The sequence below is a fragment of the Pseudonocardia yunnanensis genome (assembly GCF_039534065.1).
GTDB classification, from domain to species: domain Bacteria; phylum Actinomycetota; class Actinomycetes; order Mycobacteriales; family Pseudonocardiaceae; genus Pseudonocardia; species Pseudonocardia yunnanensis.
Genome location: NZ_BAAAUS010000039.1, coordinates 114,204 through 140,771, shown reverse-complemented (window position 1 = coordinate 140,771; position 26,568 = coordinate 114,204). Strand labels below are relative to the sequence as shown.

Here is a 26,568-nt window from a genome sequence, read left to right as displayed (position 1 = left end):
CGTGACGGGGGAGCGCGTGGGTGACAAGCCGGGGCCTGCCCCGCTGATCGGGGTCGACGACATCGGTACGCCCTCGTGGGCGCAGGGCTACGAGTCCGTGGCGAAAGCCGGGCTGCCGGCCGTGGCGCGCGCCGCACCGCGCACGGCGGTGCTGGCCGCACGCTGGGCGTGGCAGACGTCGCGGCCGCTCACGATCGCCACGGCGGTGCTGGAGCTGCTCGCGGGTGTGATCACGGCATTCGGGCTGCTGGCCACGGCCAACGTCTTCAGTCGGCTCCTGGAGCAAGGCCCCACCCCGGAGCGCGTGCTGGCCGCGCTTCCCGCGCTCGCCGTGGTGGTGGCGGCGGCCGCGGCCCGTGGACTGCTGGACGCCGCCGTGGCCGGAGTTTCGGGCGCGCTCGTGCCGCGCGTGGAGCAGCGGGCACAGGACATGCTGCACACCGCGGTGATCGGGGTGGAGCTCGCGGCGTTCGACGACCCAGACTTCGCCGAGCTCGTCGAGCGAGCCACCACCCAAGGCCCGGACCGCGTGCGGGCCGTCGTCCGGGACACCGGCGATCTGCTCGCCTCGCTGGTGTCGGTGACGGCTGCCGTCGTCACAGCAGGGCTGCTGCATCCGCTGCTGGCACCGGTCGTGCTGCTCGCTGCGCTGCCGCGCGGCTGGGCATCGATCCGGACCGCGCGGCTGATGTTCAGCAACTTCGTGCGCACGAATTCGCATCGCAGGCGCCTCGGGGTGACCAGCGGCCTGATCACCGGGAGGGACGAAGCCGCCGAGGTACGCGCGTTCACCACCCAGGAGGTGCTGCTCCGCGAGCACCGCCGCATCTCCGACGAGATCACCCGCGACGCCGTCAGCCTCGAGCGCGACCGGACCCTTGTCCAGCTCGTCGGGCGCACGCTCGCGGGCGTCGGCACGGCCGCGGCCTACCTGGTGCTCGCGTTCCTGATCTATGCCGGAAGCCTGGAGCTGGCCCTGGCCGGCGCAGCCGCGCTGGCCATGCGCACTGCAGCGCAAGCGGCCACCACCACGATCTTCCAGGCCAACCGCCTCTACGAGGCCACCTTCTACCTCGACCTCTACCGCAGCGCGCTCACCGACGCAGCCTCCCGCCGCCGCCTCCCGCCGGTTGCCGAGCTGCACGGTGACCCGGAGGTGATCACGCTGGCCGGGGCGTCGTTCCGCTATCCCGGTCAGGACGAGTACGCCCTGGCCGACGTCGATGTCACGATGCGCCGTGGCGAGGTCATCGCGTTGGTGGGCGAGAACGGGTCCGGCAAGTCCACCTTGGCGAAACTGATCACCGGGCTGTACCTGCCCACCACCGGCAGCGTCACGTGGGACGGCGTCGACACAGCAACGGTCGACGCCCGCGCGCTGCACGCCCGGGTGGCGGTCGTCCTGCAGGATCCGGTGCACTGGCCGATGACGGCCGAGAACAACGTGCGGATCGGGCGGCTGGAGCGGGCCGATCCCGGCTCGGAACAGCTCGGCGCCGCGGCCCGGCTGTCGGGCACCGACACCGTCGTCGCCGACCTCCCCAACGGCTGGGCCACCGTGCTCTCCCGGATGTTCCAGACCGGGAGGGACCTCTCGGGTGGACAGTGGCAGCGGTTGTCGGTGGCCCGCGGTCTGTACCGCGACGCGCCCGTGGTGGTGGCTGACGAGCCGACCGCCGCCCTCGACGCCCGCGCCGAGCACGCCGTCTTCGGCACGCTGCACGGACGCTCCGGGGCGGGTGCGCAGCGCATCACCGTGCTCGTCACGCATCGGCTGGCCAACGTCCGCCACGCCGACCAGATCCTGGTGCTGGAACAGGGCAGGCTGATCGAGCACGGCCGCCACGAGCAGCTGATGGCGCACGGCGGCACCTACCACGAGCTGTTCACGTTGCAAGCCCGCGCGTACACCGAGTCGGCGGGCGAGCCGGATACCGTCCCAGCATGACCGACGAGCTGGTGCACCTCGATGTCGCCGCGGGCGTTGCGACGATCACGCTGGACTCCCCCGCCAACCGCAACGCGCTCTCCGCACAGGTGCGCCGGGAACTACTGGCTCACCTCGGCACGGCCATCGCGGACGACGGGGTGCGGGTGATCGTGCTCGCCCACACCGGCCGGGTGTTCTGCTCGGGGATGGACCTCAAGGAGTCGCGCGGGGCGGGAGCGCAGAACCAGGGCATCAACGAGTTCCCGGCGATCCTGGAGCGGATCTGGAACTCGCCGACCCCGGTGCTCGCGCGGGTGGCCGGCCCCGCGCGGGCCGGCGGGGTCGGGCTGGTAGCGGCGTGCGACATCGCGGTGGCCGCCCAGAACGCCACGTTCGCGTTCAGCGAGGTGCGCATCGGAGTCGTCCCGGCGGTCATCTCGGTCACCGTGCTCCCGCGTCTGCTGCCCCGCGCCGCGCACGAGCTGTTCCTCACCGGCGAGACCTTCGACGCCACCCGCGCCGCGCAGATCGGCCTGATCAACACCGCTGTGCCCGGCGCGGCGCTCGACGCGGAGGTGCACCGCTACACCGAGGCCCTGCGGATGGGGGCCCCGGGCGCGCTGGCGGCCACCAAGGAGATGCTGCGCCGCGAGCGGCCTGCCGCGATGACCGACCAGCTCGCCGAGATGCAGCAGCTCTCGGCCCGCTTCTTCGCGGGCGAGGAGGGCCAGGAGGGAATGCGGGCTTTCGCCGAGAAGCGCGCGCCGTCCTGGGCGCTCTAGCACTACCGCGTGATCAGCAGCCGCGCTGCGTTCGCGACGATCACCCGGGCCATCGACGGCGGTATCACCGCGCCCGGTGACACCGGCCGCCGCGACGAGCGTCGTCAGGAGCGGCAGACCGCACCCCTCATCGTCCTATCGGGCTCGCCAGGCCTGGCAGGGCACTGCCCCTCACCGGCCGGCAGGGGCCCAGCGCGGGTCCCGGCCCGACGCTGCGAGCGCCCGCTCGAACACCGGCGCGTCGGCGGCCACCGTGACCTCGGCGCCCATCCAGCCGCCCTCACGTCCCATCGGGGCCATCGACTCGACGCCCTCGAGCACCACCTGGTCGAGGCCGGACGGCACGTGGAACGGCTGCCCGGTGGCGACGGCCAGGTCCCAGCCGTGCACCACGAACTCCGACGTCATGATCGAGCCGATCATCGCCGCGGGCATCTGCGAGCCCCCCATGTGCGACTCGCCCTCCCAGGCGGACGGGACGGCCCACGCCTGCGCGGCCGCGGCGGCCTCCTCCGCGCAGGCCTGCGCCCACTCGCTCTCCGGACGTCCCTGGAGGTACGGCGTGCGGTCCGCGGCCGTCCAGGACGGGTCCCAGGCCTGCCTGGTGGCCGAGCGGTGGGCCAGCAGGAACCCGAAGGCGAGGTGGTTGACCACCTCGCGGACGCTGTAGTCGGAGCACGGGGAGGGATCGTCGTACCGGGCGAGGCTTGCGCCCTTGATCGCGGCGACCGCGAGATCGATGCTCCGGCTGAGGTGATCGGCACTGTCCATGTCGTCAATCTCCCGCGATGCCCGCATCCCGTATTGCACGAACGCGACAGCAAGGGCCGCTGCAGCCGACGGTTAGCCTGGTCACGTGGACGTGCTGGAGGGGGCCCCGGACACCCCCGGCAAGGCTCTGGACGAGGCGCTGGACCGGGCGCTGGGTGTGCTCGCCAGTAGGCCGGTGGTGGCGCTCACCGGCGCGGGGCTCTCCACCGACTCCGGCATCCCCGACTACCGCGGCCCTGGCTCCCCCCGCCGCACCCCCATGACCTACCAGGAGTTCGTCTCCGGGCACCACGCGCAGCGCCGCTACTGGGCCCGCAGCCACGTCGGCTGGGCCCGGATGGCCCGCGCCGAACCCAACCCTGGCCACCACGCGCTCGCCGACCTGGAACGCGCTGGGGCCCTGCACGGGCTCATCACGCAGAACGTCGACGGGCTCCACACCGCCGCCGGCAGCCGCACACTGATCGACCTGCACGGCCGGATCGCCGACGTCGTGTGCCTCGGGTGCGATCGGCGCAGCCCGCGTGACGAGCTGCAGCGCCGGCTCGCCGCCCTGAACCCGGGTTTCGTCGAGGCAGCAGGCGAGAGCGTCGAGACCGCCCCCGACGGCGACGCGGCACTCGAGGCCACCGACGGGTTCCGGCTCGCCGAATGCGCGGGCTGCGGCGGCGCGCTCAAGCCCGACGTCGTCTTCTTCGGCGAGAACGTCCCGCGGGATCGGGTGGCCCGGGCCTACGCGATGGTCGACGCGGCGGGCTCACTGCTCGTCGCGGGCAGCTCGCTCGCGGTGATGTCCGGGCTGCGTTTCGTGCGGCACGCGCGCAAGATCGGAACGCCCGTGGTGATCGTCAACCGCGGTCAGACGAGGGGTGACGACCTCGCCGACGTGCTGGTGGACGGCGGCTGCTCGGAGGTGCTCCCCGCGATCGCCGCGGTGGCGCGGCTCAGCTGGACCGACGACGGCCGGACGAACGGCACTGTCGTGCGTTCCTAGCGTGCCGACGGGCCGTTCGTACGGTCGCGCCCCAGCTGGGCGGCCGCCAGATCGACCAGGCGGTCCACACCGGCCGCTGTGCCCCAGCAGAGCGGCAGCACCACCAGGATGGCCAGCGCCACCTGCATCGGGAACGGGAGCTGGGTGATCCACAGCTCGACGGCGTCCCACCAGTCGGCCACTGCGCGCAACATCAGCTCACCTTCTCCCTGTCTCCGCGTCCACACGGTAGCGGCTCATCGATGCGACTAGTTTCCGTGGCATGTTCGCCGTCTACGCCGCAGAGCCCAACGCCGATGCTCCTCTTGACTCCCTGACCGTGGGCGAGCGCCCCGAGCCCGAGGTTCCCGACGGCTGGGTGGCCGTCCGGGTCTCCGCCGCGAGCCTCAACATGCACGACCTCTGGACGCTGCGCGGCGTCGGAATCAAGCCCGAACAGTTCCCGATGATCCTCGGCTGCGACGGGGCCGGGACGCTCGAGGACGGCACGGAGGTCGTGCTGCACTCGGTGATCGGGGACGCCTCGCTGTTCGGCGACGAGACCCTCGACCCGAAACGCACACTGCTCACCGAGAAGCACCAGGGCACGTTCGCCGACACCGTGGTCGTCCCGAAGCGCAACGTCCTGCCGAAGCCCGAGAATCTGACGGCGGCGCAGGCGGCGGTGATGGGCACGGCCTGGCTCACCGCCTACCGGATGCTGTTCGTGAAGTCGGGACTGCGGCCGGGCCAGACGATGCTCGTGCAGGGGGCCTCCGGTGGCGTCTCCACGGCCCTGGTTCAGCTCGGCAGCGCGGCCGGGATGCGGGTCTGGGTCACCGGTCGCACGGAGGAGAAGCGGGCGGTGGCGGAGAAGCTGGGGGCGCACGCCACGTTCCCGTCGGGCGAGCGGCTGCCCGAGCGCGTCGACGCCGTGTTCGAGACTGTCGGTGACGCCACGTGGTCACACTCGATGCGGGCACTCAAGCCCGGTGGGGTGGTCGTGGTCAGCGGATCGACGAGCGGTCCCAACCCCGGTGCGGATCTCCAGCGGCTCTTCTTCCTCCAGCTGCGCGTCATCGGCTCGACCATGGGCACCCGGGAAGAGCTCTCCGACCTGCTTACTTTCGTCTCCAACGCCGGAATCAGCCCTGAAATCGGGCTCGAACTGCCCATGGAACGGGCAGAGGAGGGGTTCCGGGCAATGCTCGAAGGCGACACTTCCGGCAAGATCGTCTTCCGTCGATGACGCCATCCGTCGCGCTAGATCAGCCGCTCGTCTACGGCAAGTGGTTCCTGAGAGACCCGCTTGGCCCTCTCAGGACGTACAGTAAGTAACCGTGTCTGAGCCACCAAGTCGAATGGCGCCGGGGTCCGTGTACATCCCGGTGCCACGAGTGACAGGTCTGGTCGAGCTACTCGACCGGTTGGACCGTGCGGTTGCTGCCGCGCTGTCACCGGTCACCTCGGCGGAGGGCGTCAGCCGTGATGGCTGGCGAGTGCTGCTGATGCTGGCCCGTGGCGGCGGCCGGAGCATGGGCGAGATTGCCTCGCACACTGCTCTGCCGGCGCCCACGGCAACCCGCGTCGTGGACCGGTTGGTCGCTGCCAAGCTGGCCTACCGGCGCACTGATCCGGTAGACCGCCGCCGCGTCCTGGTCCACCTCGCGGGGGACGGACGGGCAGTGGTCGAGCGGGTCTGCGGGCGAGTGGAACGCCGCGCAGGTGAAGCACTCGGCTCCCCCCACACGCCCGAACGCGCACAGCTCGCCGAACTCCTCGAGGCCCTGGCAAGCCAGGGCGTCACAGCCTGACCAGACCCCTCGCCCCCGCAAGCCTCCCCACATCGACCCCCTCCCCCGCCCCACAGCTTCCCCACCAGACCCCGATCAGGTCCGCGTCACTCCGAGCGTCCTGTCCAGCCAAGCTCGTCCGCGAACACCGAGGTGCTCACGGGCGGTTGCCACCTGAGGCAGGAGACTTCGCTCGCCGGTGCGTGCTGCCAGGACGTGGGCCACGGTGACGCCGTGGGCGGGGCGGTCGACCACACGCACGGTGTCGCCCGCCTTCACCGCTGCGGGCTGCAGGACGGCCAGGTACGCGCCCGGCCGTCCTGCGGCGACGAAGCGCTTCACCAGGTCGGGCACGCCGCGGAACCCGGCGAACACCCGGCACGGGATGCGTGGGCCGCGCACCTGGAGCACGGCGGCGCCGATCTGCCAGCGCTCGCCCACCACGGCTCCGGAGCAGTCCACCCCGGAGATGGTGAGGTTCTCCCCCACCCCGCCCGGTGACAGCGGCTGTCCGAGTTCGGCCGTCCAGAACTCCAGGTCGTCGCGCGAGTAGGCGTAGACGGCCTGGTCGGGGCCGCCGTGGTGATCGAGATCACAGATGGTGTCGCCTTCGACACCGTCGGCGGCGAGCAGCACCGGGTGATCCACGGGGCGCTTGTCGATGCCGGAGCGCCCCTTCTGCATCGTCCACTCGCCGGTGCGCACGACGGCCACGTTCACGGACTCGACACGGCCTGCCACCCCCGGCCCGGTCGATGTCGTCATCACGGTCCCCCCTGTTCTCCCCCCGGCACTCCGACGGGCGCACCGGGCAGCGTGTCGGCCGTGACCCGGCCCGCTGCGGCATACGGGAACGCCGCGATGACCAGAGCCGCCACTCCGACCACGACCACGCGCTGGATCCAGCCGGCCCTCCCGCACGACCATCCAGCCGCAAACGCCACGAGGAGCGGCACCACCACGGTGTAGAACGCCGTCATCTCGGCAGCGCGGTCACCCGCAACCGCCGGATCGGGAGCCCCGGCCACCGCGATGACGAGGACGCCGAACACGAGCACCCCGAGCAGCCCGGTGAGCAACAGCGCCCACCGCCGTTTCGTGCGCCCGGCGACCACCCCGACAAGCAGGACGAGCACCAGCACGAGCCCCGCGACGCCCGGTGATCCCCCGCCGGGGAGCACCGGCGCATCCGTCATGGCGCCCATCGTAGGCTGATCGTTGATCAGCGACGATCGGTATTCGGCACCCCGAACTCGGGGATAGGTGCTATTTCTTCCCGGACTTCGCGTCGGCCGCGGAGTCGGTGGACAGCGCCGCCACGAAGGCTTCCTGCGGCACCTCGACCCTTCCGATGGTCTTCATCCGCTTCTTGCCCTCCTTCTGCTTCTCCAGCAGCTTGCGCTTGCGGGTGATGTCGCCGCCGTAGCACTTGGCGAGCACGTCCTTGCGGATCGCCCGGATGTTCTCCCGCGCGATGATCCGCGACCCGATCGCCGCCTGGATCGGCACTTCGAACTGCTGGCGCGGGATCAGTTCGCGCAGCTTCGTGGTCATGGCCGTGCCGTAGGAGTAGGCGTCGTCTTTGTGGCGGATCGCCGAGAACGCGTCGACCGGCTCTCCCTGGAGCATGATGTCGACCTTGACCAGATCGGCCTCCTGCTCGCCCGCCTCCTCGTAGTCGAGGCTCGCGTAGCCGCGCGTACGCGACTTCAGGGCGTCGAAGAAGTCGAAGATGATCTCCGCGAGCGGCATCGTGTAGCGCAGCTCGACCCGGCTCTCCGACAGGTAGTCCATCCCGCCGAGCTGGCCACGCCTGCCCTGGCACAGCTCCATGATCGTGCCGATGAACTCCGACGGGGCTAGGACCGTCACCTTGACGACCGGCTCGAAGACCTGCGCGACCTTGCCCGTCGGCCAGTCCGACGGGTTGGTCACCGTCATCTCGGTGCCGTCGTCCTTGATCACCCGGTACACCACGTTCGGCGCGGTGGAGATGAGGTCCAGGCCGGCCTCGCGCTCCAGCCGGTCGCGGGTGATCTCCAGGTGCAGCAGCCCGAGGAAGCCACACCGGAAGCCGAAGCCCAGCGCGGCCGACGTCTCCGGCTCGTAGGTGAGCGCGGCGTCGTTGAGCTGCAGCTTGTCCAGCGCCTCGCGCAGGTCCGGGTACTCCGAGCCGTCCACCGGGTAGAGCCCGGAGTAGACCATCGGCCGGGGCTCGCGGTAGCCGGTGAGCGGTTCGGTGGCGCCGCCCCGCTGGCTCGTGACGGTGTCGCCCACCTTCGACTGACGGACGTCCTTCACACCGGTGATCAGGTAGCCCACCTCGCCGACCCCGAGCCCGACGCTCGGCTTGGGGTCCGGCGAGACGATGCCCACCTCGAGCAGCTCGTGGGTGGTGCCGGTGGACATCATCTTGATGCGCTCGCGCGGGGTGATCTTCCCGTCGACCACACGGATGTAGGTGACGACGCCGCGGTAGGTGTCGTAGACCGAGTCGAAGATCATCGCCCTGGCCGGGGCGTCGGCGTCGCCGACCGGTGCCGGAACCAGCCGGACCACCTCGTCGAGCAACTCACGCACGCCGAGCCCGGTCTTGGCGCTCACCCGCAGCACATCGCCGGGCTCGCAGCCCACGATGTGGGCGATCTCCGCCGCATAACGGTCGGGATCGGCGGCGGGCAGGTCGATCTTGTTCAGGACCGGGATGATCGTGAGGTCCTTCTCCAGCGCCAGGTAGAGGTTGGCGAGGGTCTGGGCCTCGATGCCCTGTGCGGCGTCGACGAGCAGGATCGCCCCCTCGCACGCCTCCAGGGCCCGGCTCACCTCATACGTGAAGTCGACGTGGCCAGGGGTGTCGATGAGGTGCAGGACGTGGTTCTGCCCATCGACCTGCCACGGCAGCCGCACGTTCTGCGCCTTGATCGTGATGCCGCGCTCGCGCTCGATGTCCATCCGGTCGAGGTACTGGGCGCGCATAGCCCGCTCCTCGACCACACCGGTGAGCTGCAGCATGCGGTCGGCCAGGGTGGACTTGCCGTGGTCGATGTGGGCGATGATGCAGAAGTTCCGGATCAGCTCCGGAGGCGTGAAGGTCTGGTCGGCGAACGAGCTCACTCACGGATCCATTCAGTACGGGTCCCTCTATCGTCCCATGCGGCGCGGCGGGCGCGGCGCTGCCGGTCAACGCGACGGTGCCGCCGTCGCCGACCCTCGCGCCGCAGCCGCTCGCGGCACCGACCAGTCCCGGTCTCGCCGAGCACGGCGGAGCAGACCGGCGCTGCCTGCCACAGGTCCGTCACATCCACGACCGGGACGAATCCGCTATATCGATCGGGCCGATCATCACCACCTGTTTCACCTGCACCAGGAGTACCGCCGGATTACGACGATCGGTTGTTTTTCGATCACTCTCCGCAAACGGTGCAGCAAGGCCGAAGCCTGAACTCCCCGCTCGAGCGGATCACGTGCCACCATGACGAGATCGTGCGGTCGCGGAGCGACGGAGGAGCTCCTGCGCCTCACGCGCGTCGGAACCCCAGCTCCGGCGTTCACCCGAGCAACCCGATGGCCCTCAAGGGGAGCGATCCGTGACATCGCGCTCGTCCGTGGCGATCACTGTCCCGAGCGAGTGTGTCCTCGTGGCAGGTGAGCCCAATTGCCGGTGCCCGCAGGACGCCCACCGGATCACCGACGAACAGCTCATCGTCCGAGCCACCGACAAGTTCCGCTGGCAGCAGCGGGCGGCAGCCGAAGGGCGCACCGCCGCTCGTGCCGGGCTGGACGCGCTGCTCGTCGACGCGCGTCACGACCGCCCGTCCACGGTGGTGTCCGAGCTGCTCCGGATGTGCATCATGATCCGGATCTACGACCCCGACCTCACGACGCACGTCGAGGCGGACACCGTGCGGACAGAGGTCGAGGCGCTGCTGCAGGAGTACACGGAGCTCGCCGAGCTCGACAACGACCCCCGCAGGCTCGGCGAGGCGGCCACCCTGCGCGCACTTCGCACCGTCACCTTCTGCCAGGGGGAGAACGCCCTCGCCGACACCGCAGCGGCGCACGCCATCCTCACCGACCTCACCTCCCCGATGCCGGGCGAGGATCCGAAGGAATGGTCGCGCCTGCTGTCGCGGAGCCTCAACGGGCTGGTGCTCGTGCTCCTCAAGCTCGGCTCGCACGAGCTGGCCGACGAGGTCTCTCAACGGGGGATCGCGGTGGCCGAGAGCGGCGGGGCTCCGACGATGGACCGCCTCATCCACCAGCTCAACCGCGTGCGGCTGCAGTTGTCCTGGGCGTTGCGCCTCGAGCGCGGAGGACGGGACGCGGCCGCATCCACCCGTTTCGTCGGGGCCGCACAGGCCGCTCACGCCGCTGCGTTGCTCTGGGGCCCCGCGCACGGAATTCACGACGACGGGTCGGCGGCCATCGCTGGATGCTCGATCCTCAGCACCGCCTACGCCCTGAAGCAGCCGACCCCCGACCAGATCGACCTGCTCGTCTCGCTGGAGCGGACCACCCACTTCACCGAGGACCGCATGATGCTCGCCATCGCCACGGCGCGCTGTCTGCTGGCCGCCGGCAGGCCCGCCGCCGCGGCCGCGGCGCTCGCGCCGCTGCAGACGGAGCTGCGCATCTCCACCCCGGATGCGGTGCTCTCCCTCGCCCTGCACCGCGAGTTCGCGAAGATGGACGGCCTCGCCCACGGTGCGCCCCGGCGGCCCGACGCCCTCGCCCGCTACGCCGAGGCCCTGGAGTCCGAGCTCTGGGCGCTGCGCGAGGCGCGGCTCACGGCCCTGCGCAGCCACTCCGAGCACCACCGGCTCGCACTCGAACACGGCGCAGTGGCCGCGCAGGCGCTGCAAGATCCGCTCACCGGGCTGCCCAACCGACGTGCGCTGGACCTGCGGCTCGCCGAGGCCGTGACCACGCCGTCCGCCCAACCGTGCGCCGTCGCCCTGATCGACCTCGACCGGTTCAAGGACGTCAACGACGACCGCTCGCACGCCGCGGGTGACGCCGTTCTGCGCGAGGTGGCGACGTGCCTGCGCACGATCCTGCGCTCCCACGACCTGGTGGCCCGCTACGGCGGCGACGAGTTCGTCGTCGTCATGCCGGCCACCCCACCCGCGGAGGCTCGAGCGGCGCTGCAGCGTGCCGCCGACGCCGTGGCGGCGCTGCCGGTCGAGGTCGCCGCCGGCGTCACGATGTCGGTCGGCGTGGTGCGCGCCCCGCTGGACGGCGACCCCGCTGCGGCGCTCGCGGCCGCGGACGCCGCGATGTACCGGGCCAAGCACGCAGGCGGCAACACCGTCGTGTCCGGTGCGGTCGCCCCGGCCGCAGCCACCGCGGCGGAGTCCGGGCCCGTCCACTCCAAGCGCGTCATGTCCACCCTGACGTCAACGTCCGTGTCGTCGAACTCGGCGACACCGGCGACGGTCACCTCGCGAGTGGGAAGGCCGAGCGCAGCTTCCGTCCCGTCCGACTAGCCGACACGCGCCCACGGGTCACAGGGACTCCCAGAACTCGGTGAGCACGGCCGCGCCCCGGTCGGGATCCTGGGTCATCCACCAGTGTCCGAGCCCGTCGAGCATCCCCACGCGAGCCCCCGCCCGAGCAGCGGCGCGTCGGCGTTGCTCGTCGGTACCCACGAAGTGATCTTCGGTGGCGATCAGAGCGAGCCCCGGGCGCGCTGCTGCATCCGGCAGCCGCGCGCCGAGGTCGCGGAGCACCGGCTGGGCGGCCGAGCGGTAGAGCGCCAGGATGCACCGCCCCATCACGGCGTCGAAGCCGGGAGCGACGCGCTGCGCCACCCCCGCGTCCATGCCGAGGGCGACCAGGCCTTCCGCGGCCTGCTCGTCGGAAATGGCGAGGCGAGCCTCGATCGCCTCCTCGCCCTTGCCGGGCGCCTGCCAGATCTGCGCGAGGTCGTGCCACACGTAGTCGGGGTCATAGATGCCGACGACGTCCGAGCACCAGCTGCGCAGCAGGTCGGGACGGCTCATCGCGACGTTGAGCACGTGGCCGCCGCCCCAGTCGTGACCGACCAGGTCGACCGGTTCCCCGATCCTCTCCAGCTCGGCCACCAGCCAGTCGCGGTACTCGTCGACGCTCGCCGTCCACCCGTCCGGCACCGGAGCGCCGAAGCCTGGCGGCGACAACCGCACCTGGTCTGTCCGACCGCGGGCGGCGAGCCGCTCGCTCAGCAGGTCCCAGATTGCCTCGGTCTCGGGGTTGCCATGCACCAGAACCACAGTCACGCACGTAGCCTAGGCGTCACTCTCGGTGCGGGGACCCGGGCCGATTTCCGCCTGGTCGTCGCCGGGCTGTAGCATGGATCGCTGAGCGCCCGGCGTGAACGCACGATCCCCGCCGCCGGTGCGGACCGGAACAAGGCGAAGAAGAACTCGAGGCATTCGCGTGGCCAACATCAAGTCCCAGATCAAGCGGGTCAAGACCAACGAGAAGCGCCGCCAGCGCAACAAGTCGGTCAAGTCCTCCGTGCGCACCGCGGTGCGGCGCTTCCGTGAGGCTGTGGAGGCCGGCGAGAACGAGAAGGCCACCGAGCTGCAGCGCGCGGCGGCCCGGGCCCTGGACAAGGCAGCCAGCAAGGGCGTCATCCACAAGAACCAGGCGGCCAACCGCAAGTCGGCGCTGTCGAAGCGCGTCGCCGCGCTCTGATCAGGCTCTCCCAACGGCGCTGCCCCCTCCGGGGCGGCGCCGTTGTGGCGTGTCCGGCGCGACTCGGACGCGCATCCCCGAGGGATGCGCTCAGCGGCTCTCGCGAGCCGCGCAGATCCGCAGCACTGCCCGTTCAAGGGCATAGCCGGCATCGGCAGCCGCGCCCTTGACGTCGGCGTTCACCTCGGCGGCGGCCTCGAAGGCCACTGCGAGCGCCTCCGGCTGCCACGCTCGAACCTGCGACTGGGCCTTGCGTATCTTCCACGGCGGCATTCCGAGCGTGCCCGCGAGCCGGTTCGGATCGCCGCGGCCTGCCGCGCCCACCTTGGCCAGCGTGCGCAGGCCGTCGGCCAGCGCGTCGGCCACCAGCACCGGCGCCACACCGAGCACCATCGCCCAACGCAGGGCCTCCAGCGCCCCGGCCCGGTCGCCCGCCATCACCTTGTCGGCCACCGTGAACCCCGACGCCTCGGCCCGCCCCCGGTGGTAGCGGCGCACCGCGTGCTCGTCCACCTTGCCGCCCGTGTCGGCCACGAGCTGGCCCACCGCGGCGGCGAGCTCCCGTAGGTCGGACCCCACCGCCTCGATGAGGACGCCCACGGCGTCGGGCGCGATCCGACCGCCGGCCCGCCGCGCCTCGGCCCGCACGAAGTCGGCCCGTTCCTCGAAGCGTGTGATCTTGTTGCACGTGGTGACGACGGCGCCGCCCTTGCGCAGCGCGTCGGCGAGCGGCTTGTTGCGCGCGCCCCCCGCATGGACCACGACCAGCACGATGCCCTCGGCCGGATCGGCGGACTGCTGGACGATCGCCGCCGCCAGATCCTTGCCCACCTCGTGGGCCGACTGCAGAACGATCACCCGGCCCTCGGCGAAGAGCGACGGGCTGAGATTGTCGGCCAGGTCGGCGGGTGTGAGATCGGCCGCCCGATACCGGCGCAGTTCGGCGCCGGGCTCGCCGATCCTGACCTCGGCCACCACCTGCTCGACGGCGCGCTCGACCAGCAGCTCCTCCTCGCCGAGGACGAGGTGCAGCGGCGCAGGTGCGGATGGCGCGGGCACGGCGTCCATGCTCGCGCACGGCACCGACAGCGCGTGAGCCGCCTCCCAGATCGTGGGCCACGGTTGGGATTCGAGTCGATCGTGTCGTAACGTGTCGGACATCCGGCGGTCCGAACCTCCGGGCACAACTTCAGATGGCTCATCCAGAGGGGCAGAGGGAACGGCCCGGCGAAGCCCCGGCAACCGGCGATGCGCGTTCACGCGTTCGATCACGGTGCCAATTCCGACCCGCACGATGCGGGAAAGATGAGGAGACTTCTCATGACCTTGACTGCCGACGCCTCGGCCACCACCTCGTACGACCTCGGGCCCGCTCGCGCCCTCTCCTGCCGCGAGTGCGGCCACCAGATCCCGCTCGCCGCGGAGTTCGCCTGCCCGCAGTGCTTCGGGCCGCTCGAGGTCGCCTACGACTTCGGCACCGTCACCCGCGAGTCCATCGAGGCCGGCCCGAAGTCGATCTGGCGCTACCGCCAGCTCCTTCCCGTGCCCTCCACCGTGCAGGAGCACCCCAACACCGAGCCCGGCCTCACCCGCCTGATCAAGGCTGACCGCCTGGGCGCCGCTCTGGGCCTGCGCAACCTGTGGGTCAAGGACGACACCGGCAACCCGACCCACTCCTTCAAGGACCGCGTGGTGGCCGTGGCGCTCGCCGCCGCACGCGAGCTGGGCTTCTCGGTGCTCGCGTGCCCGTCCACGGGCAACCTCGCCAACGCAGTGGCCGCCGCGGCGGCACGTGCCGGGTGGGACTCGGTCGTGCTCATCCCGTCGTCGCTGGAGCAGGCGAAGGTGCTCACCACCGCCGTGTACGACGGCACGCTGCTCGCGGTGGACGGCAACTACGACGACGTGAACCGGCTGGCCACCGAGCTCGCCGCCGAGCACGAGGACTGGGCGTTCGTCAACGTCAACGTGCGGCCGTACTACGCCGAGGGCTCCAAGACCCTCGGCTACGAGGTGGCCGAGCAGCTCGGATGGCGCCTGCCGCAGCAGATCGTGGTGCCCGTGGCATCGGGGTCGCAGCTGACCAAGGTGGACAAGGGCTTCACCGAGCTCGGAAAGCTGGGCCTTGTGGACGCCACGCCCTACCGCGTGTTCGGTGCGCAGGCCACGGGCTGCTCGCCGGTGGCCAAGGCGTTCGAGGACGGCCACGACGTGGTGCAGCCCGTACGCCCCGACACGATCGCCCGCTCACTCGCGATCGGCAACCCCGCCGACGGCCCCTACGTCCTCGACGCGGTGCGCCGCACCGGTGGCGCGATCGCGCACGTCAGCGACGCCGAGGTGGTGGACGCCATCCGGTTGCTCGCACGCACCGAGGGTGTCTTCGCCGAGACCGCTGGTGGAGTCACCGTGGCCACCACGAAGAAGCTGGTGGAGTCGGGCGCGCTCGACCCCGACGCCGAGACGGTACTGCTGATCACCGGCGACGGTCTCAAGACCCTCGACGCGGTGGCCGGCCAGATCGGCCCGTCGGCCACGGTGCCATCGACCAGCAAGGCCGTGCGCGAGGCCCTCGCCGAGCGCGGTCTCTGAGTCCACCGGCCGGGCCTTGGCCCCGGCCTGGTGGGACGCAGCCCCGGGGGGGGACGCATGACCCGGGGCCTGCACCCAGACAGCGCTGCGGGCCGGGAACACGGCGGAGGGATGCACGTCATGACGGGCTGCGGCGTCGAGTCGGCAACGGGCTGCTCCTGCTGAGGACCTGCAGGGGTGAGCGCACCGAGCCGCCTGCAGCCAGGCGAAGTGGAGCAGCGTCGGCCTCGGCGGGCCCGGAACGGAGAACGGTGGCTCGTCGGGCAGCAGGGTGGAGTTGGGCGTAACGCCTGGCTCAGGTGCAGGGTCGCCCACGCGAGCAGCACCGCGACCACACCGTACGCCCGCACGAAGTTCTGGACGTCGTCGTCGGCCACCGCTGGTCACCTTGCCGTGCCCGGCGCACCCGCGACACCCGGATCTCACGGCGACAGCCCCGCAGGCTGCACGGCCACCGGTTGTTCAGTGGCTTCGGTTCGGCCTCGGCCACGGACGTGGTGTGCTCGTTCACGTGCTGTTCCCGTCCAGTTCCGGCGCAGCGAATTCCATGGAGATCACGACTCTGGCCAAGAACAGCAGCGATCCACTCACGAGTGCCCGCATTCCGCTGCGCCAGGTCACCTCGCGATCCCGTTGCACGCGGCGGATCCGCAGTTCGAAATAACGGCGGACGGACTGTTCCAACTGAGCGGCCGCCTTTCATCTTCCCCGCTGAAGATCCGTCCGGCTTCGACCGACTCTTGCCGATCACAGCGCCGGTCACCACCGCGGTTCAGGCCAGAGACGCTGCCACAGAAGCACGCGTTCGGCGCGTAGCCAATGGACGACGAAGGATCCGGCCGGTCGGCCGGCTCCGCAGACGGACGGCACGACGGCACGTCCCCAGGCGTCACAAAGCAGAGCAAATCGTCCGGTTCGGCCACGGCGGACGACCGGGACACCTTCCCGAGTGTGATCCAGAACATTCAATCGCAACATTCCCGCGTCGGTAGCGTGTGTTCGCCGCAACGATTTTCATCCGACCGATCGGATTCACCCGGATCACCGAAGCCGACCGGCACAGAGGTCGATTCCGGCGCCCGGCAGAGCGTCATCCCAGCAGCGCAACACCGACGACAGAAGGGTTCGCCGTGGCCGACGGGAGTGATAAATGTGCCTGCAGTTCCGGATCCGACAGCGGAACTCCGCGCTTTCCGGATAGACACTCGCGCTCCGCGCATCAGGCCCGTCGCGCCGCCGCCGCAAGTCTCATCGGCACGACGATCGATTTCTACGACTTCTTCATCTACGGGCTGGCCGCCAGCCTGGTCTTCGCCAGCAGGTTCTTTCCGTCCTTCTCGCCCGCCGCCAGGACACTGGCATCGCTGAGCACGTTTCTCGTGGGCTTTCTGGTGCGCCCGGTCGGAGCCGTCCTGTTCGGCCACTTCGGTGACCGCATCGGGCGCAAGCGCCTGCTTGTGGTCTCCTTGGTCACTGCGGGCGGCGCGACGTTCGTGACCGGCCTGCTGCCCACCTATTCCGGCATCGGCGCGGCGGCACCCGCGTTGCTCGTGCTCTGCCGAATCATCCAGGGCGTCGGCCTCGGCGGCGAGTGGGGCGGCGCGGTGCTCATGGCCGTCGAGCACGCACCGCCGAGCCGCCGGATCGTCTACGGCTCACTCCCTCAGTTGGGCAACCCGGCGGGCCTGGTTCTGGCAACCGCGATCACGTTGCTCTGCAGCACGCTGATATCGAGGGAGCAGTTCCAGACGTGGGGATGGAGAATTCCTTTCCTCCTGAGCATCACACTGGTCGTCGCGGGGGTGATCGTGCGCCTGTGTCTGCGTGAAAGCCCGGCGTTCGATCGCGTGCGCGAGTCACGACAGCTCGTGCGGTTCCCCCTCGGGACACTCGTCCGCGAGCACCCGAGAGCACTCGTTGCGGGCACCCTCGCCGTCACCGCGTCCCCCGCGGTAGGGCTGCTGCTCTCGGTCTATCTCATCCCGTACGGACAGCAGGTCCTGCGCTTCTCCCCCACCGCGATGCTCCTGCTCTCCGGGATGTACGGAATAACGTTCTTCCTGGGGATCCTCGTGTCCGCCAGGGTCTCCGAACACCTGGGTGTGAGACCGCTGACCGTGCTCGGGCTGGTGTCCATGGTGGTCTGGGCGATCCCGTTCTTCCTCCTCCTCGACAGCCGTTCGTACCCGGCGGCGCTCATCGCGTATGCGGTCTCCGGTCTCACCGTCGGAACGGTGAACGGGCCGCAGGCCACCTTGCTCGCCGAGTTGTTTCCCGCGCAGGTGCGCTACAGCGGAGCGTCCGTCGCCTTCCAGATCTCGTCCGTGGTGGGTGGCGCGCTCACCCCGATCGTCTCGACCGCTCTCCTGGCCGTCGGCGGTGGCAACGGCCTCGCCGTCGCGGTCTGGGTCGTCGGGATCTCCCTGACGAGCTTGGTCTCGCTCGCCTACCTCCGTCTCGGCGTCGGCCTCGAGCCCGGAGAGGAACGCGCCGCCGAACTCAGAGGCCTCACCTGACCTTCCCACCCGACTCGGCGAGTCGACCGCCCGCGGGGCTTGACTCGTCCCTCCCGGGCAGGGAGGACGGCCACGACTGGTGCAGCCCCGTGTGCCCCGGCACGATCGTCCGGCAGCCGTGGTCAGCGCGGTCTCTGAGCCCACTGGCCGAGCCTTGGGCCCTGGCCTGGTGGACGCAGCCCCGGGGGATCACGCTGACCGGGGCCTACATCCCGACGACGCCGCCGCACGCCCGCCCGACGCAACAGCGGCCCAGCCGGCCGGTGTCCGCTACAGCGCCGGTGGCACAGCGCTGCGGGCGGGGGACGGGGCGGAGCGGCGGACGCCATGACGGGCCGCGGCGCGGAGCCGGCAACGGGCTGCCTCTGCTGACGACCTGCAGGGGTGTGCTCTGCGGGGCGCCGCCGGTCGCTGCCACGTCGGCGACGACTGCGATGTCGCCATGGATGTCGGTGCGCCGCACCACCGCTCCCCGCTGCTCGAGCCCGCCGAGCAGGCCGGGATCGGGGTGCCGGTACCGGTTTCCCGCACCGACGCTCACCAACACCGTGCGCGGGGTGACGGCGGTGAGGAAGCTGTCCGACGTGTAGCGAGAGCCGTGGTGCGGCAGCTTGAGCACGTCGGCGCGCAGGTCGGCTCCGGACGCCAGCAGGTCGGCCTGAGCTGCGAGTTCGACGTCGCCGGTGAGCAACGCGGTGGCCGCCGGCATGGTGGCCCGCAGCACCAGCGAGCCGTCGTTGACCGCCGTGCCGTCGTCGGGATCCACACCGGAAGCCGGATGCCGGGGAGCGAGCACGTCCACGGTGAGCCCTGGCCACCGGAGACGCTGCCCTGCCGTCAGTGCCACCAAAGGTGCGCCGACCTCCGCGGCCCGGCGCGCCACGGTTCGCAACGCCCAGTGCGGCTCGTGCACCGGGCCGACAGCGATTGCTCCTACCGGCCGCCCGCGCACTGCTCCCGCCAGGCCGCCGACATGGTCGGCATGCAGATGGCTGAGCACGACCATGGCGATGCCCTGCACACCGAGCCGATCGAGGCACGCATCAACCGGTCCGTCACCAGGGCCGGCGTCGACCAGCACCACCCAGCCCGGACGGCCGGTGGCGAGCACCACCGCGTCGCCCTGTCCGACGTCGCATGCCACCACGGCCCACCCGGCAGGTGGCCATCCCGGCGGAACGAGCCGCGTAGGCACGAGGACCAGCCCCAGCCCGACGAGCACCGCGAGCAGCATCGGCCGCCACCGCCGCGACCGGCCGAGCACGAGCAGCACCAGCACCAGTCCGCCGAGCAGGAGGGCACCGGTGAGCCCGTCGGGCCACGGAAGCACCGCACCCGGCACGGCCGCCGTTCGGTCGGCGACCTGGACGAGCCATCCCACCGCCGGCCCGGCCAGCCAGGCGCACGCCTGAGCCGGTGCGGAACCGAGCGGAGACAACACCGCGGCGAGCACTCCGAGCACGGTCGCCGGGGCGACCGCAGGCACGGCGAGCAGGTTGGCGACCACCGCGATCGGGCTCACCTCTCCGCTGAGCCCGGCCACCAGGGGCGCCGTGACGAGGAACGCCGCGGCGGGGACCGCGAGAGCCTCCGCCGCCCATGTGGGCACGCCCTTCCGACGCATGGCGTCGGTCCACCCGGGGGCGAGGAGCACCAGAGCGGCAGTGGCCAGCACGGACAGCGCGAACCCGGGGTCGACGGCCAGCGCCGGATCCATCAGCAACAGCACCAGCACGGCCACGGCCAGCGCCGGGAGCGCGGAGCGGCCCCGCCCGAGCGCCAGCGCGAGCAGCACCACTGCGCCCATCGCGGCGGCCCGCACCACGCTCGGCGACGGGCGGGCGAGCACCACGAACCCGGCGATCGCCGCGGCACTCAGCGCTGCTGCGAGCCGAGGGTCGGCTCGCAGCAGCCGCAGCAGGGCCAGCACCGTGCCCCCGACGATGGCGAGGTTCGCGCCGGACACGGCCAGCAGGTGGGTGAGACCCGCGGCCTTGAAGTCGGCCTCCACCTCGGAGGTGAGACCGGCGGTGTCGCCGACCGCCAACCCGGGGAGCAGTCCGGCCGGTGCGGGCGGCAGCACAGCGGCGGCGGCCTCACGTAAGCCGCTGCGCAGCCCACCGGCCGCGTGCTGCCACCACGGCGCCGGCGTGACCTCGTGGGGCGGCCCGCGCACCCGCAACACGGCGATCGTGAGATCCAGTCGACCGGCGGGGGCCAGCAGGCCCTCGGCAGTGGCGCTCTGTCCCGGCAGCAACCCGACCCACCCGTCGGCCGGCGCGATGAGCAGCACCCTCCCGCCCGCGCTCCAGTGGCCGGCATCGACCTGCGCTCCGGCCAGCACGGACGGAATCAGGACCTGCCCGGCGGTGCCAGGGCTGGAACCGTAGGCCTCGGTGCGGATCGGCCGCGGGTCGTCGCGGAGCATCACACGCAGCGTCGCCGCCGCTCCCCGCTCGGCCGGTTCCCGCAGAGGATGCTGGACGAGGAGCAGGGTGTGCGCGGTGGCCACCACGGCTGCGGCTGCCGCACAGCCCGCGGCTGCCAGCACGGCGGGTGCGCCGCGCCTCGGTCGCAGCGCCGGCATCGTGAAGACGGCGAGTATCACCGTGGCGGCTGCACCGGCGCCGAGAGCGCCGACGGGCCCGAACCCGATACCGATCAGCATGACGGCCCACACCGCCAGAGCAGCGGGCACGAGCCGTAGATCGGGCGGGCGCCGGGGCTCGCCGGGATCGCGGGCGCGCATCAGACCTTGACCAGCTCGCGCAACTGGGCGAACCGACGCTCGCCGATTCCCTCGATCTCGCGTAGCTGTTCCACGCGGGCGAACCGGCCGTGGCGCGTGCGCCACTCGAGGATGCGCTGGGCGGTGACGGGCCCGACTCCCGGCAGCACGTCGAGCTGCTCCACCGTGGCGGTGTTGAGATCCACCCGGCCGGGAGGGGCACCGGGACGCGCCGGGCCGAGCGGTACCGGACCGCCGGCACCTGCGGCGGGCACGGCATCCGGCGCAGGCGGTACCCCGACCGCAACCTGCTCGCCGTCGACCACCCGCCGAGCGAGGTTGACCGCGGCCAGGTCGGTGCCCGGGAGCGCGCCACCCGCCGCGTGCACGACGTCGGCGACCCTGGCACCCGCGGGAACCTCGACGAGCCCGGGCCGCTGGACCCGGCCCGAGACGCTGACGACGAGCGGCACGGACGGCTGCGGTGGGCTCGCACCGGCGGCCGGGGTCGGACCAGCCGGAGCGCCCGGCTCGGCCCCGGCCGGCGGCCCGGCGGCGATCGGCCTGGCGTCAATCGGCTCGGTGGCCTGCTCACCGGGCGGCTCACCGGCGGCCTCGTCGCTGACCACGGCCAGCCCCGGCGGCGCGCCGACGGGCTCCGCGCGCGGCCGTTCCACCCAGACGCCGACGGCGGCCACGACCGCCGCCGCTGCCGCGATGAGCGCCAACGCGGTGGCGCCGGGCCGACCCGGATCGATCCGCGCGCCCTGCCAGGCGGCAGGCAACAGGCGGCGCAGAGCTCCACCGACTTGCCGGTCGTTCGGCGGGGGATGCGGCCCGACCGGCCCGGCCGACGGGACCGGCACCGTGGGCGGCTCACCGTCCTGTCCCGCTTCCCACGCCCAACCAACATCACCCGGCCCGTGGGCCCCGGCCGCCTGGCGGGGCATCCCGGACGGAGCCGCGAGCACGGCCGCCAACCGTGCGGGTGGGGAGGGAGGGTCGGGTCGGGCCACGGCTCGACGCTAGGTCCGGAACGGCGCCCGGCCCGGACGACTTCCTAACCTGTGGACGGCCGACCGATGATGGGGACAACTCGCCCCCACCACAACCTCCCCTGCTGTGATCTGTCGGCCCAGCCCTCCTTGCTTGAGGTCAGCTGCGGCCCAGCCCAGAAGAAGGGCCGCAGCCAGGAGGCCATCACACCCGAAACATCACCGGAACGAGTACCGCTAGTCAATATTGCCGATGTTGTTGAAGGTGTTGCCATTGAAAAAGTTTTCGAAATTGAACAGACCCCCGACCGGCGGGGGAGGCGGCGGCGGTGCGTCCGAAATCTCCACCGTCGTGGTGTCATTCGAGGCCCCGCAGTTGTCGTTGCCGTTGTAGGCAGCCGTGATCTCGTGGGTGCCGGTAGTGTCAAAAGAGGTCGCCAGCGATGCACTCCCGTTGGCGTCGACCGGCACCGTGTCCAGCAGATTCGCACCGTCGAAGAAGGTTACGCCGAGACCGCCGCCGGGCGGTGCTGAACAGGTGACTGTTGCCATCAGGACGACCTCCTCCCCGACAGTCGCCGACGCAGGCGATGCCTGCGCCGTCGTTGACGACTGTGCGGGCTGAGCCGAAGCTTGCGGCGCGAACGCCAGCAACGCGGCAAGCGCTATGAACGCCAGCGCGATGCGACGGCGCCCCCACCCGTGGCCGAATCTGGTGCTCATACTTGTCATGCACAGATAACGAGCGGGTTCAAAGGCCGGGAATCATTGTTCACCTGACAGGGGTGGTTCACTCGGCTGCCGGGTCAAGCCGACCGATCCGAATACCGTGAGTAAGAACGGATCGCGACGCGAGGTCGACCGGCCCGTGCTGCGTCAACCGATCTGGTTGCACACGACCGTCACCGATCGCGCTTCGGCACCACCACCACGCCGAGCAGCCCCAGCCCGACGTGCGCCCCGATCACCGCCCCCACCTCCGATACGAGCAGCCGTGTGGCCTGGGGCAGCCGTTCGCGCAACAGCGCGGCCACCTCCTCCGCGCGGGCGGCTGCGCCGAGGTGGTGCACCGCAAGGTCCACCGGTCCGTCGCCCGCGGCCCGCACCGCGAGCTCCACGAGCCGCTGGACCGCACGGGCGGTGGTCCGCACCTTCTCCAGCGGGACGATGCGGCCCTGCGCCACGTGCAGCAACGGCTTGACCGCGAGGGCCGTACCGAAGAGCGCCGCCGCCGGCCCGATCCGTCCACCACGGCGCAGCCGATCGAGGGTGTCGACGGAGAAGAAGACGCGGCACCGGTCGGCGACGTCGGTTGCCGCCTCCTCCACGACCTCGATGTCGCCACCGGCATCCGCAGCGTCCGCGGCGGCCAGCACTGCATAACCGAGTCCCATCGCAGCCGCCCGAGAGTCGACGATCCGGATGCGCCGCCGGCAGACCTGCTCCGCTGCCAGCCGCGCCGCATCCCACGTGCCGGAGAGCTCTCGGGACAGATGTACCGACACGACTCCGTCCGCGCCGGCAGCGAGCGCTCCGCTGTAGCAGTCCGCGAAGTCGGCGGGGGCCGGTCGGGAGGTCTGCACGTCGAGGTGCCGGTCGGCGAGCGCGACGCACAGCTCCGCGGTGTCGATGTCGGAACCCTCCCGCCCCACCCGCTGCCCCAGCCGTACCTCCAGCGGCACCACCCGGATCCCGCGTTCCTCCGCAACTCCCGAAGGCAGGTACGCGGTGGAGTCGGTCACGACAGCGACGGGCACAACGATGAACTTTATGGTCACGCTCGCGCGCGGCCCAGCGCGGGACGCAGCGCGTCGGCGCAGGCCGCGCCGACCGCCGCGTGCGCCTGCCATCCCCAGTGCATGCCGTCGGGATTGCCGCGGCCGCCGAGGACGTGCTCGCCGACCAGGGCCGCCAGGTCCACGAGCGCGACCCCGCACTCGCTCGCCCATCCGCGGGTGGCGCGCTCGGCCGCGGCCCGACCGGCGTGCACCTCCCCGTAGGCCGCGGCACGGTGGACCGACGGCAGCATCGCGACGACGGGAATCCCGGGCCGGATCGTGAGCACAGCCTGCCGGCATCGCTCCAGGTGGCGGACGGTCAATCGGGGCGGGAGCGCGACCGGGCCGCCGCCGGGGATCGTCGCCGCGAACGCGCGGGCGAGACCCGGCTGGGCCGAGCGGTACCCGGCCCGCACCGCCCGGCGCAGCCCGTCAGGGCGCAGCACCGGGATCAGCTCGCGCAGCGCGGTGGGCAGTGGCGACGGCAGGCTGTCCATCCCGCCGACGGCCAGCACGAGCGCGTCGACCCTCGGCATGACCGCCCACACGCGGGGGTCGGTGGTGAGCGCGTGCCAGGCGTGGCGGGCCGTCCATCCGATCCCGGCGACGAGCTCCGCGCGACCACCGAGCGCGGTCGCCGCGACGTTGGGCCACAGTCCGGGCTCATCGGCGGGCTCGGCGCGTTGCGGGCCGTGGAAAGTGAGCGAGTCACCGAGGATCAGGAGGACCGGGCCGGACCCGGAACCTGCTCCGGTCATTCCTGGTCGTCGGGACCGGTCACGACGTGCCGACGTTGTAACCGGCGAGCCGCCAGCGTGGGTGGTCGGCACGGCGGGCCAGCACGGCCCAGTGGCAGTTGCCGATCCCCCCGATCGCGGGCCACGACGACGTCGGCAGTGCCAGCAGCCCGCTGACCAGGCCTCCGATCAGGCCTCCGTGCGCGACGAGCACCACGGTGGCGTCGGGCGCCGAGGCGTACTCCTCGTCCAGCTCGTCGACCACCGGCTGCGCGCGGCGAACCACGTCGATCCGCGACTCGCCTCCGGGCGGGCGCCACGCGGGATCAGAGCGCCAGGCGGCAATGGCGCCCGGCCAGCCCTCCTCGATCTCCGGCACCGTGCGGCCCTGCCACTCACCGAGGTGCGTCTCGCGCAGCCGGGAGTCGAACTTGACAGGCAGGCCACACGCGGCGCCGACGACATCGGCGGTGTCCACCGCCCGCCGCAGGTCCGAGCTGATCAGACGATCCGGGGCGATGCGGGCGATCTCCGGAGCGACGGCGGCGGCCTGGGCCACGCCCGTCTCGGTGAGCATCGAGTCGATGTGGCCCTGCATCCGGCCCGCGACGTTGTAGTCCGTCTGGCCGTGCCGCAGCAGAACCAGTCGCCGCAGGCTCACCCGATGCCGTCCCCGTCGAGGGTGCCCGGCCCTGAGCCGTCCGCACCGACCTCGGCCTCGGGGAACGCGATCCGCGGGCAGTCCTTCCAGAGCCGGTCGAGCCCGTAGAACCCGCGCTCCTCGGTGTGCTGCACGTGGACCACGACGTCGACGAAGTCCAGCAGCACCCAGCGCCCTTCGCGGGTGCCCTCGCGGCGAGTGGGCTTCGCTCCGTGTTCGCGGAGCTTCTCCTCGACCTCGTCGACGATGGCCTGCACCTGCCGTTCGTTGGGCGCAGAGGCGATCACGAAGCAGTCGGTGATCACCAGCTGGTCGGACACGTCGAGCACGACGATGTCCTGCGCCTTCTTGTCGGCTGCAGCGGCTACCGCCACACGGGCCATGTCGAGCGCCTCGTCGGTCGCCGTCACCGTTCCCCTCTCCCGGCGGACCTGGGCCCACCTCGTCACGCACATTGTCCCAGCCGCCGCAGCGACGCGAGGACTCGGCCACCTCGGCCGGCACTACCGAGGTTTGAATTCCGCCACCGAACGGGTACCGGCATGATCAATGGATGTGGGGACGAGGGCAGCCGGGGGGCCGATGGGGCAGGAATCGACGGTGCGAGAGCCGACGATGGCCGAGCTCGACGAGGTCGCCCAGGCAGCGGCCCGCGATGTCGCGCGCCTGCTCGACCGCCGCGGCCTCAAGGACATCGTCGCCCTGGCCAAACGGGTGCTGTGCGACACGCAGTGGCGAACGAACACCATTGCGGTACCTCACGGAGGTGACCCGTGACAGACCATCTGTACGCTGCGCCAGCATGAACGGCTTCCTGGGCGGGATGCCGCCGGCCGAGCAGCTGATGACGCTCAACCGTGACGACCGGGACGGTTGCCTGGTGCTCATGGTCCAGGGGGAAGTGGACCTGAGCACCGGTGGTCGGCTGCTGGAGGCGGGCAGCGAGGCCCTCCAGCAGGCGGCGGGACGCCCTGTGGTGCTCGACCTCTCCGGCGTCGACTTCCTGTCGTCGTCCGGCATGGGGCTCCTCGTCGCGCTGCACGACGAGGGCCGCGCTACACGTACCCCGCTGCGGGTGGTCGTCGACGAGACGCGATCGGTGATCAGACCCATCAGAACAATGGGGCTGGACGAGGTGCTCTCGCTGTTCGGCTCCCTCGACGAGGCCCTCACGGCCTGATCGGCGCACGGGCGATGGTGTACTCCGAAGACCTCGACGCCGTGATCTCCATGGTCCTCATGGCGGATCCGGTGTCGCTGTCGGTCGTACGCCAACGGTTCCGTCGATGGCTGGGGAACCTGCGCTGGCCCGATGAGGAGATCGACGACGTGGTGATGGCCGTCAACGAGGCGGTGTCGAACGCCATCGAGCAGATCCACCCGTCGGAGATGGGCGCGGAGGTGCGTGTCGCGGCCCGGCAGTACGCCGAGCCGGACGGCGGCAGACGCGTGCTCGTCGCCGTGGCGGGCGGCAAGCTGTGGCGTCCCGAGCCTGCGGGTTTCCGCGGGCAGGGCCTGTTGATGATCCACTCGTGCATGGACGACGTCGGGGTGAGCCGCGAACACGACGGCATCACGATGATGATGACGAGCGCGAAGGTGCCCCCGCTGCCCCGCGAGGCGTAGCTCCGGGC

Annotated in this window: 26 protein-coding genes and 1 riboswitch; of the genes, 12 read left to right on the top strand and 14 right to left on the bottom strand. The window is 71.5% G+C overall.

Going from position 1 to position 26,568, the window contains the following annotated elements:
- Position 1 precedes the first annotated feature (1 nt).
- Positions 2-1,948: an ABC transporter ATP-binding protein gene (locus tag ABD743_RS32825; protein ID WP_344726744.1), complete on the top strand. Its 1,947-nt coding sequence runs from the start codon at positions 2-4 to the stop codon at positions 1,946-1,948.
- Entirely contained in the window at positions 1,945-2,712 is a 768-nt protein-coding gene (locus ABD743_RS32820; RefSeq protein WP_344726742.1) for an enoyl-CoA hydratase-related protein, read from the top strand. Before ABD743_RS32825 ends, ABD743_RS32820 begins: the two co-directional genes overlap by 4 nt.
- Before the next feature lie 171 nt (positions 2,713-2,883).
- Here the strand turns inward: ABD743_RS32820 and ABD743_RS32815 are convergent, their stop codons facing one another.
- Positions 2,884-3,483: a TIGR03086 family metal-binding protein gene (locus tag ABD743_RS32815; RefSeq protein ID WP_344726740.1), complete on the bottom strand. Its 600-nt coding sequence runs from the start codon at positions 3,481-3,483 to the stop codon at positions 2,884-2,886.
- A gap of 91 nt (positions 3,484-3,574) precedes the next feature.
- Between ABD743_RS32815 and ABD743_RS32810 the strand changes: the two genes are divergently transcribed.
- Positions 3,575-4,477, top strand: coding sequence for an NAD-dependent protein deacetylase (locus tag ABD743_RS32810; protein WP_379659450.1), 903 nt, complete (start codon positions 3,575-3,577; stop codon positions 4,475-4,477).
- On the opposite strand, the gene ABD743_RS32805 is transcribed toward ABD743_RS32810, so the two are convergent.
- Positions 4,474-4,671 (bottom strand): hypothetical protein, encoded by a 198-nt coding sequence (locus ABD743_RS32805; RefSeq protein ID WP_344726738.1) that lies wholly within the window; start codon positions 4,669-4,671, stop codon positions 4,474-4,476. The two genes, ABD743_RS32810 and ABD743_RS32805, sit on opposite strands and share 4 nt — an antisense overlap.
- 68 nt (positions 4,672-4,739) lie before the next feature.
- Between ABD743_RS32805 and ABD743_RS32800 the strand changes: the two genes are divergently transcribed.
- On the top strand, positions 4,740-5,705 hold the full coding sequence (locus ABD743_RS32800; RefSeq protein WP_344726736.1) for a zinc-binding dehydrogenase: 966 nt from the start codon (positions 4,740-4,742) through the stop codon (positions 5,703-5,705).
- Between the two features lie 148 nt (positions 5,706-5,853).
- Entirely contained in the window at positions 5,854-6,270 is a 417-nt protein-coding gene (locus ABD743_RS32795; protein ID WP_241037769.1) for a MarR family winged helix-turn-helix transcriptional regulator, read from the top strand.
- A 75-nt stretch (positions 6,271-6,345) separates the two neighbouring features.
- On the opposite strand, the gene ABD743_RS32790 is transcribed toward ABD743_RS32795, so the two are convergent.
- From ABD743_RS32790 to lepA, 3 genes are all read right to left on the bottom strand, one after another.
- Positions 6,346-7,014, bottom strand: a complete 669-nt coding sequence (locus ABD743_RS32790) for an MOSC domain-containing protein (RefSeq protein ID WP_344726734.1) — start codon at positions 7,012-7,014, stop codon at positions 6,346-6,348.
- Entirely contained in the window at positions 7,014-7,445 is a 432-nt protein-coding gene (locus ABD743_RS32785; RefSeq protein WP_344726732.1) for a hypothetical protein, read from the bottom strand. The genes ABD743_RS32790 and ABD743_RS32785 overlap by 1 nt, the downstream gene beginning before the upstream one ends.
- Positions 7,446-7,515: 70 nt before the next feature.
- Positions 7,516-9,363, bottom strand: a complete 1,848-nt coding sequence (lepA, locus tag ABD743_RS32780; protein ID WP_344726730.1) for a translation elongation factor 4 — start codon at positions 9,361-9,363, stop codon at positions 7,516-7,518.
- A gap of 473 nt (positions 9,364-9,836) precedes the next feature.
- On the opposite strand from lepA, the gene ABD743_RS32775 reads away from it, so the two are divergent.
- The gene (locus ABD743_RS32775) at positions 9,837-11,735 is read left to right on the top strand and encodes a GGDEF domain-containing protein (RefSeq protein WP_344726728.1); all 1,899 of its coding nucleotides are present in this window, start codon (positions 9,837-9,839) and stop codon (positions 11,733-11,735) included.
- Between the two features lie 18 nt (positions 11,736-11,753).
- On the opposite strand, the gene ABD743_RS32770 is transcribed toward ABD743_RS32775, so the two are convergent.
- Positions 11,754-12,506, bottom strand: a complete 753-nt coding sequence (locus tag ABD743_RS32770) for an alpha/beta fold hydrolase (RefSeq protein WP_344726726.1) — start codon at positions 12,504-12,506, stop codon at positions 11,754-11,756.
- A 160-nt stretch (positions 12,507-12,666) separates the two neighbouring features.
- On the opposite strand from ABD743_RS32770, the gene rpsT reads away from it, so the two are divergent.
- The gene (gene rpsT, locus ABD743_RS32765) at positions 12,667-12,927 is read left to right on the top strand and encodes a 30S ribosomal protein S20 (RefSeq protein ID WP_241037762.1); all 261 of its coding nucleotides are present in this window, start codon (positions 12,667-12,669) and stop codon (positions 12,925-12,927) included.
- Positions 12,928-13,017: 90 nt separating this feature from the next.
- Here rpsT and holA read toward each other — a convergent pair whose 3' ends face one another.
- A complete protein-coding gene (gene holA, locus ABD743_RS32760; RefSeq protein WP_425567014.1) occupies positions 13,018-13,995 on the bottom strand; it encodes a DNA polymerase III subunit delta in 978 nt (325 codons plus the stop codon).
- Positions 13,996-14,122: 127 nt separating this feature from the next.
- Positions 14,123-14,239: riboswitch (SAM riboswitch) on the top strand.
- 8 nt (positions 14,240-14,247) lie between these two features.
- Between holA and thrC the strand changes: the two genes are divergently transcribed.
- Positions 14,248-15,519 (top strand): threonine synthase, encoded by a 1,272-nt coding sequence (gene thrC, locus ABD743_RS32755; protein WP_344726722.1) that lies wholly within the window; start codon positions 14,248-14,250, stop codon positions 15,517-15,519.
- A gap of 1,130 nt (positions 15,520-16,649) precedes the next feature.
- Positions 16,650-18,035, top strand: coding sequence for an MFS transporter (locus ABD743_RS32750; protein WP_344726720.1), 1,386 nt, complete (start codon positions 16,650-16,652; stop codon positions 18,033-18,035).
- Between the two features lie 205 nt (positions 18,036-18,240).
- Here the strand turns inward: ABD743_RS32750 and ABD743_RS32745 are convergent, their stop codons facing one another.
- The 7 genes from ABD743_RS32745 to rsfS form a co-directional block, all read right to left on the bottom strand.
- Positions 18,241-20,784 carry a ComEC/Rec2 family competence protein gene (locus ABD743_RS32745; RefSeq protein WP_344726718.1) on the bottom strand — a complete coding sequence of 848 codons (2,544 nt, stop codon included), beginning with the start codon at positions 20,782-20,784 and terminating at the stop codon, positions 18,241-18,243.
- The gene (locus ABD743_RS32740; RefSeq protein WP_344726716.1) at positions 20,784-21,779 is read right to left on the bottom strand and encodes a ComEA family DNA-binding protein; all 996 of its coding nucleotides are present in this window, start codon (positions 21,777-21,779) and stop codon (positions 20,784-20,786) included. The genes ABD743_RS32745 and ABD743_RS32740 overlap by 1 nt, the downstream gene beginning before the upstream one ends.
- 216 nt (positions 21,780-21,995) lie before the next feature.
- A complete protein-coding gene (locus tag ABD743_RS32735) occupies positions 21,996-22,481 on the bottom strand; it encodes an Ig-like domain-containing protein (RefSeq protein ID WP_344726714.1) in 486 nt (161 codons plus the stop codon).
- 179 nt (positions 22,482-22,660) lie between these two features.
- A complete protein-coding gene (locus ABD743_RS32730) occupies positions 22,661-23,515 on the bottom strand; it encodes a DegV family protein (protein WP_344726712.1) in 855 nt (284 codons plus the stop codon).
- Between the two features lie 17 nt (positions 23,516-23,532).
- Positions 23,533-24,294 (bottom strand): diglucosylglycerate octanoyltransferase, encoded by a 762-nt coding sequence (gene octT, locus ABD743_RS32725; protein WP_344726710.1) that lies wholly within the window; start codon positions 24,292-24,294, stop codon positions 23,533-23,535.
- 19 nt (positions 24,295-24,313) lie between these two features.
- The gene (locus ABD743_RS32720; protein WP_344726708.1) at positions 24,314-24,934 is read right to left on the bottom strand and encodes a histidine phosphatase family protein; all 621 of its coding nucleotides are present in this window, start codon (positions 24,932-24,934) and stop codon (positions 24,314-24,316) included.
- Positions 24,931-25,344 (bottom strand): ribosome silencing factor, encoded by a 414-nt coding sequence (rsfS, locus tag ABD743_RS32715; RefSeq protein WP_344726706.1) that lies wholly within the window; start codon positions 25,342-25,344, stop codon positions 24,931-24,933. Before rsfS ends, ABD743_RS32720 begins: the two co-directional genes overlap by 4 nt.
- Positions 25,345-25,534: 190 nt before the next feature.
- Here rsfS and ABD743_RS32710 point away from each other — a divergent pair, with 190 nt between their 5' ends.
- Genes ABD743_RS32710 through ABD743_RS32700 form a run of 3 tightly spaced genes read left to right on the top strand, consistent with a single transcriptional unit; the run spans position 25,535 to position 26,560 of the window.
- Positions 25,535-25,711, top strand: a complete 177-nt coding sequence (locus ABD743_RS32710; protein WP_344726704.1) for a hypothetical protein — start codon at positions 25,535-25,537, stop codon at positions 25,709-25,711.
- Positions 25,712-25,736: 25 nt separating this feature from the next.
- Complete coding sequence (locus tag ABD743_RS32705) at positions 25,737-26,114, top strand: STAS domain-containing protein (RefSeq protein ID WP_344726702.1); 378 nt, start codon at positions 25,737-25,739, stop codon at positions 26,112-26,114.
- Positions 26,115-26,128: 14 nt separating this feature from the next.
- A complete protein-coding gene (locus ABD743_RS32700) occupies positions 26,129-26,560 on the top strand; it encodes an ATP-binding protein (RefSeq protein ID WP_344726700.1) in 432 nt (143 codons plus the stop codon).
- Positions 26,561-26,568 lie beyond the last annotated feature (8 nt).

Bases quoted from the DNA above. Each gene is read 5' to 3' on its own strand.
- thrC (WP_344726722.1), top strand. From the start codon at position 14,248: ATGACCTTGACTGCCGACGCCTCGGCCACCACCTCGTACGACCTCGGG.
- ABD743_RS32785 (WP_344726732.1), bottom strand. From the start codon at position 7,445: ATGACGGATGCGCCGGTGCTCCCCGGCGGGGGATCACCGGGCGTCGCG.
- ABD743_RS32705 (WP_344726702.1), top strand. From the start codon at position 25,737: ATGAACGGCTTCCTGGGCGGGATGCCGCCGGCCGAGCAGCTGATGACG.
- ABD743_RS32815 (WP_344726740.1), bottom strand. From the start codon at position 3,483: ATGGACAGTGCCGATCACCTCAGCCGGAGCATCGATCTCGCGGTCGCC.
- ABD743_RS32790 (WP_344726734.1), bottom strand. From the start codon at position 7,014: ATGACGACATCGACCGGGCCGGGGGTGGCAGGCCGTGTCGAGTCCGTG.
- ABD743_RS32820 (WP_344726742.1), top strand. From the start codon at position 1,945: ATGACCGACGAGCTGGTGCACCTCGATGTCGCCGCGGGCGTTGCGACG.
- ABD743_RS32735 (WP_344726714.1), bottom strand. From the start codon at position 22,481: ATGAGCACCAGATTCGGCCACGGGTGGGGGCGCCGTCGCATCGCGCTG.
- holA (WP_425567014.1), bottom strand. From the start codon at position 13,995: ATGGACGCCGTGCCCGCGCCATCCGCACCTGCGCCGCTGCACCTCGTC.
- ABD743_RS32700 (WP_344726700.1), top strand. From the start codon at position 26,129: ATGGTGTACTCCGAAGACCTCGACGCCGTGATCTCCATGGTCCTCATG.
- octT (WP_344726710.1), bottom strand. From the start codon at position 24,294: ATGACCGGAGCAGGTTCCGGGTCCGGCCCGGTCCTCCTGATCCTCGGT.
- ABD743_RS32805 (WP_344726738.1), bottom strand. From the start codon at position 4,671: ATGTTGCGCGCAGTGGCCGACTGGTGGGACGCCGTCGAGCTGTGGATC.
- ABD743_RS32800 (WP_344726736.1), top strand. From the start codon at position 4,740: ATGTTCGCCGTCTACGCCGCAGAGCCCAACGCCGATGCTCCTCTTGAC.
- ABD743_RS32745 (WP_344726718.1), bottom strand. From the start codon at position 20,784: ATGCGCGCCCGCGATCCCGGCGAGCCCCGGCGCCCGCCCGATCTACGG.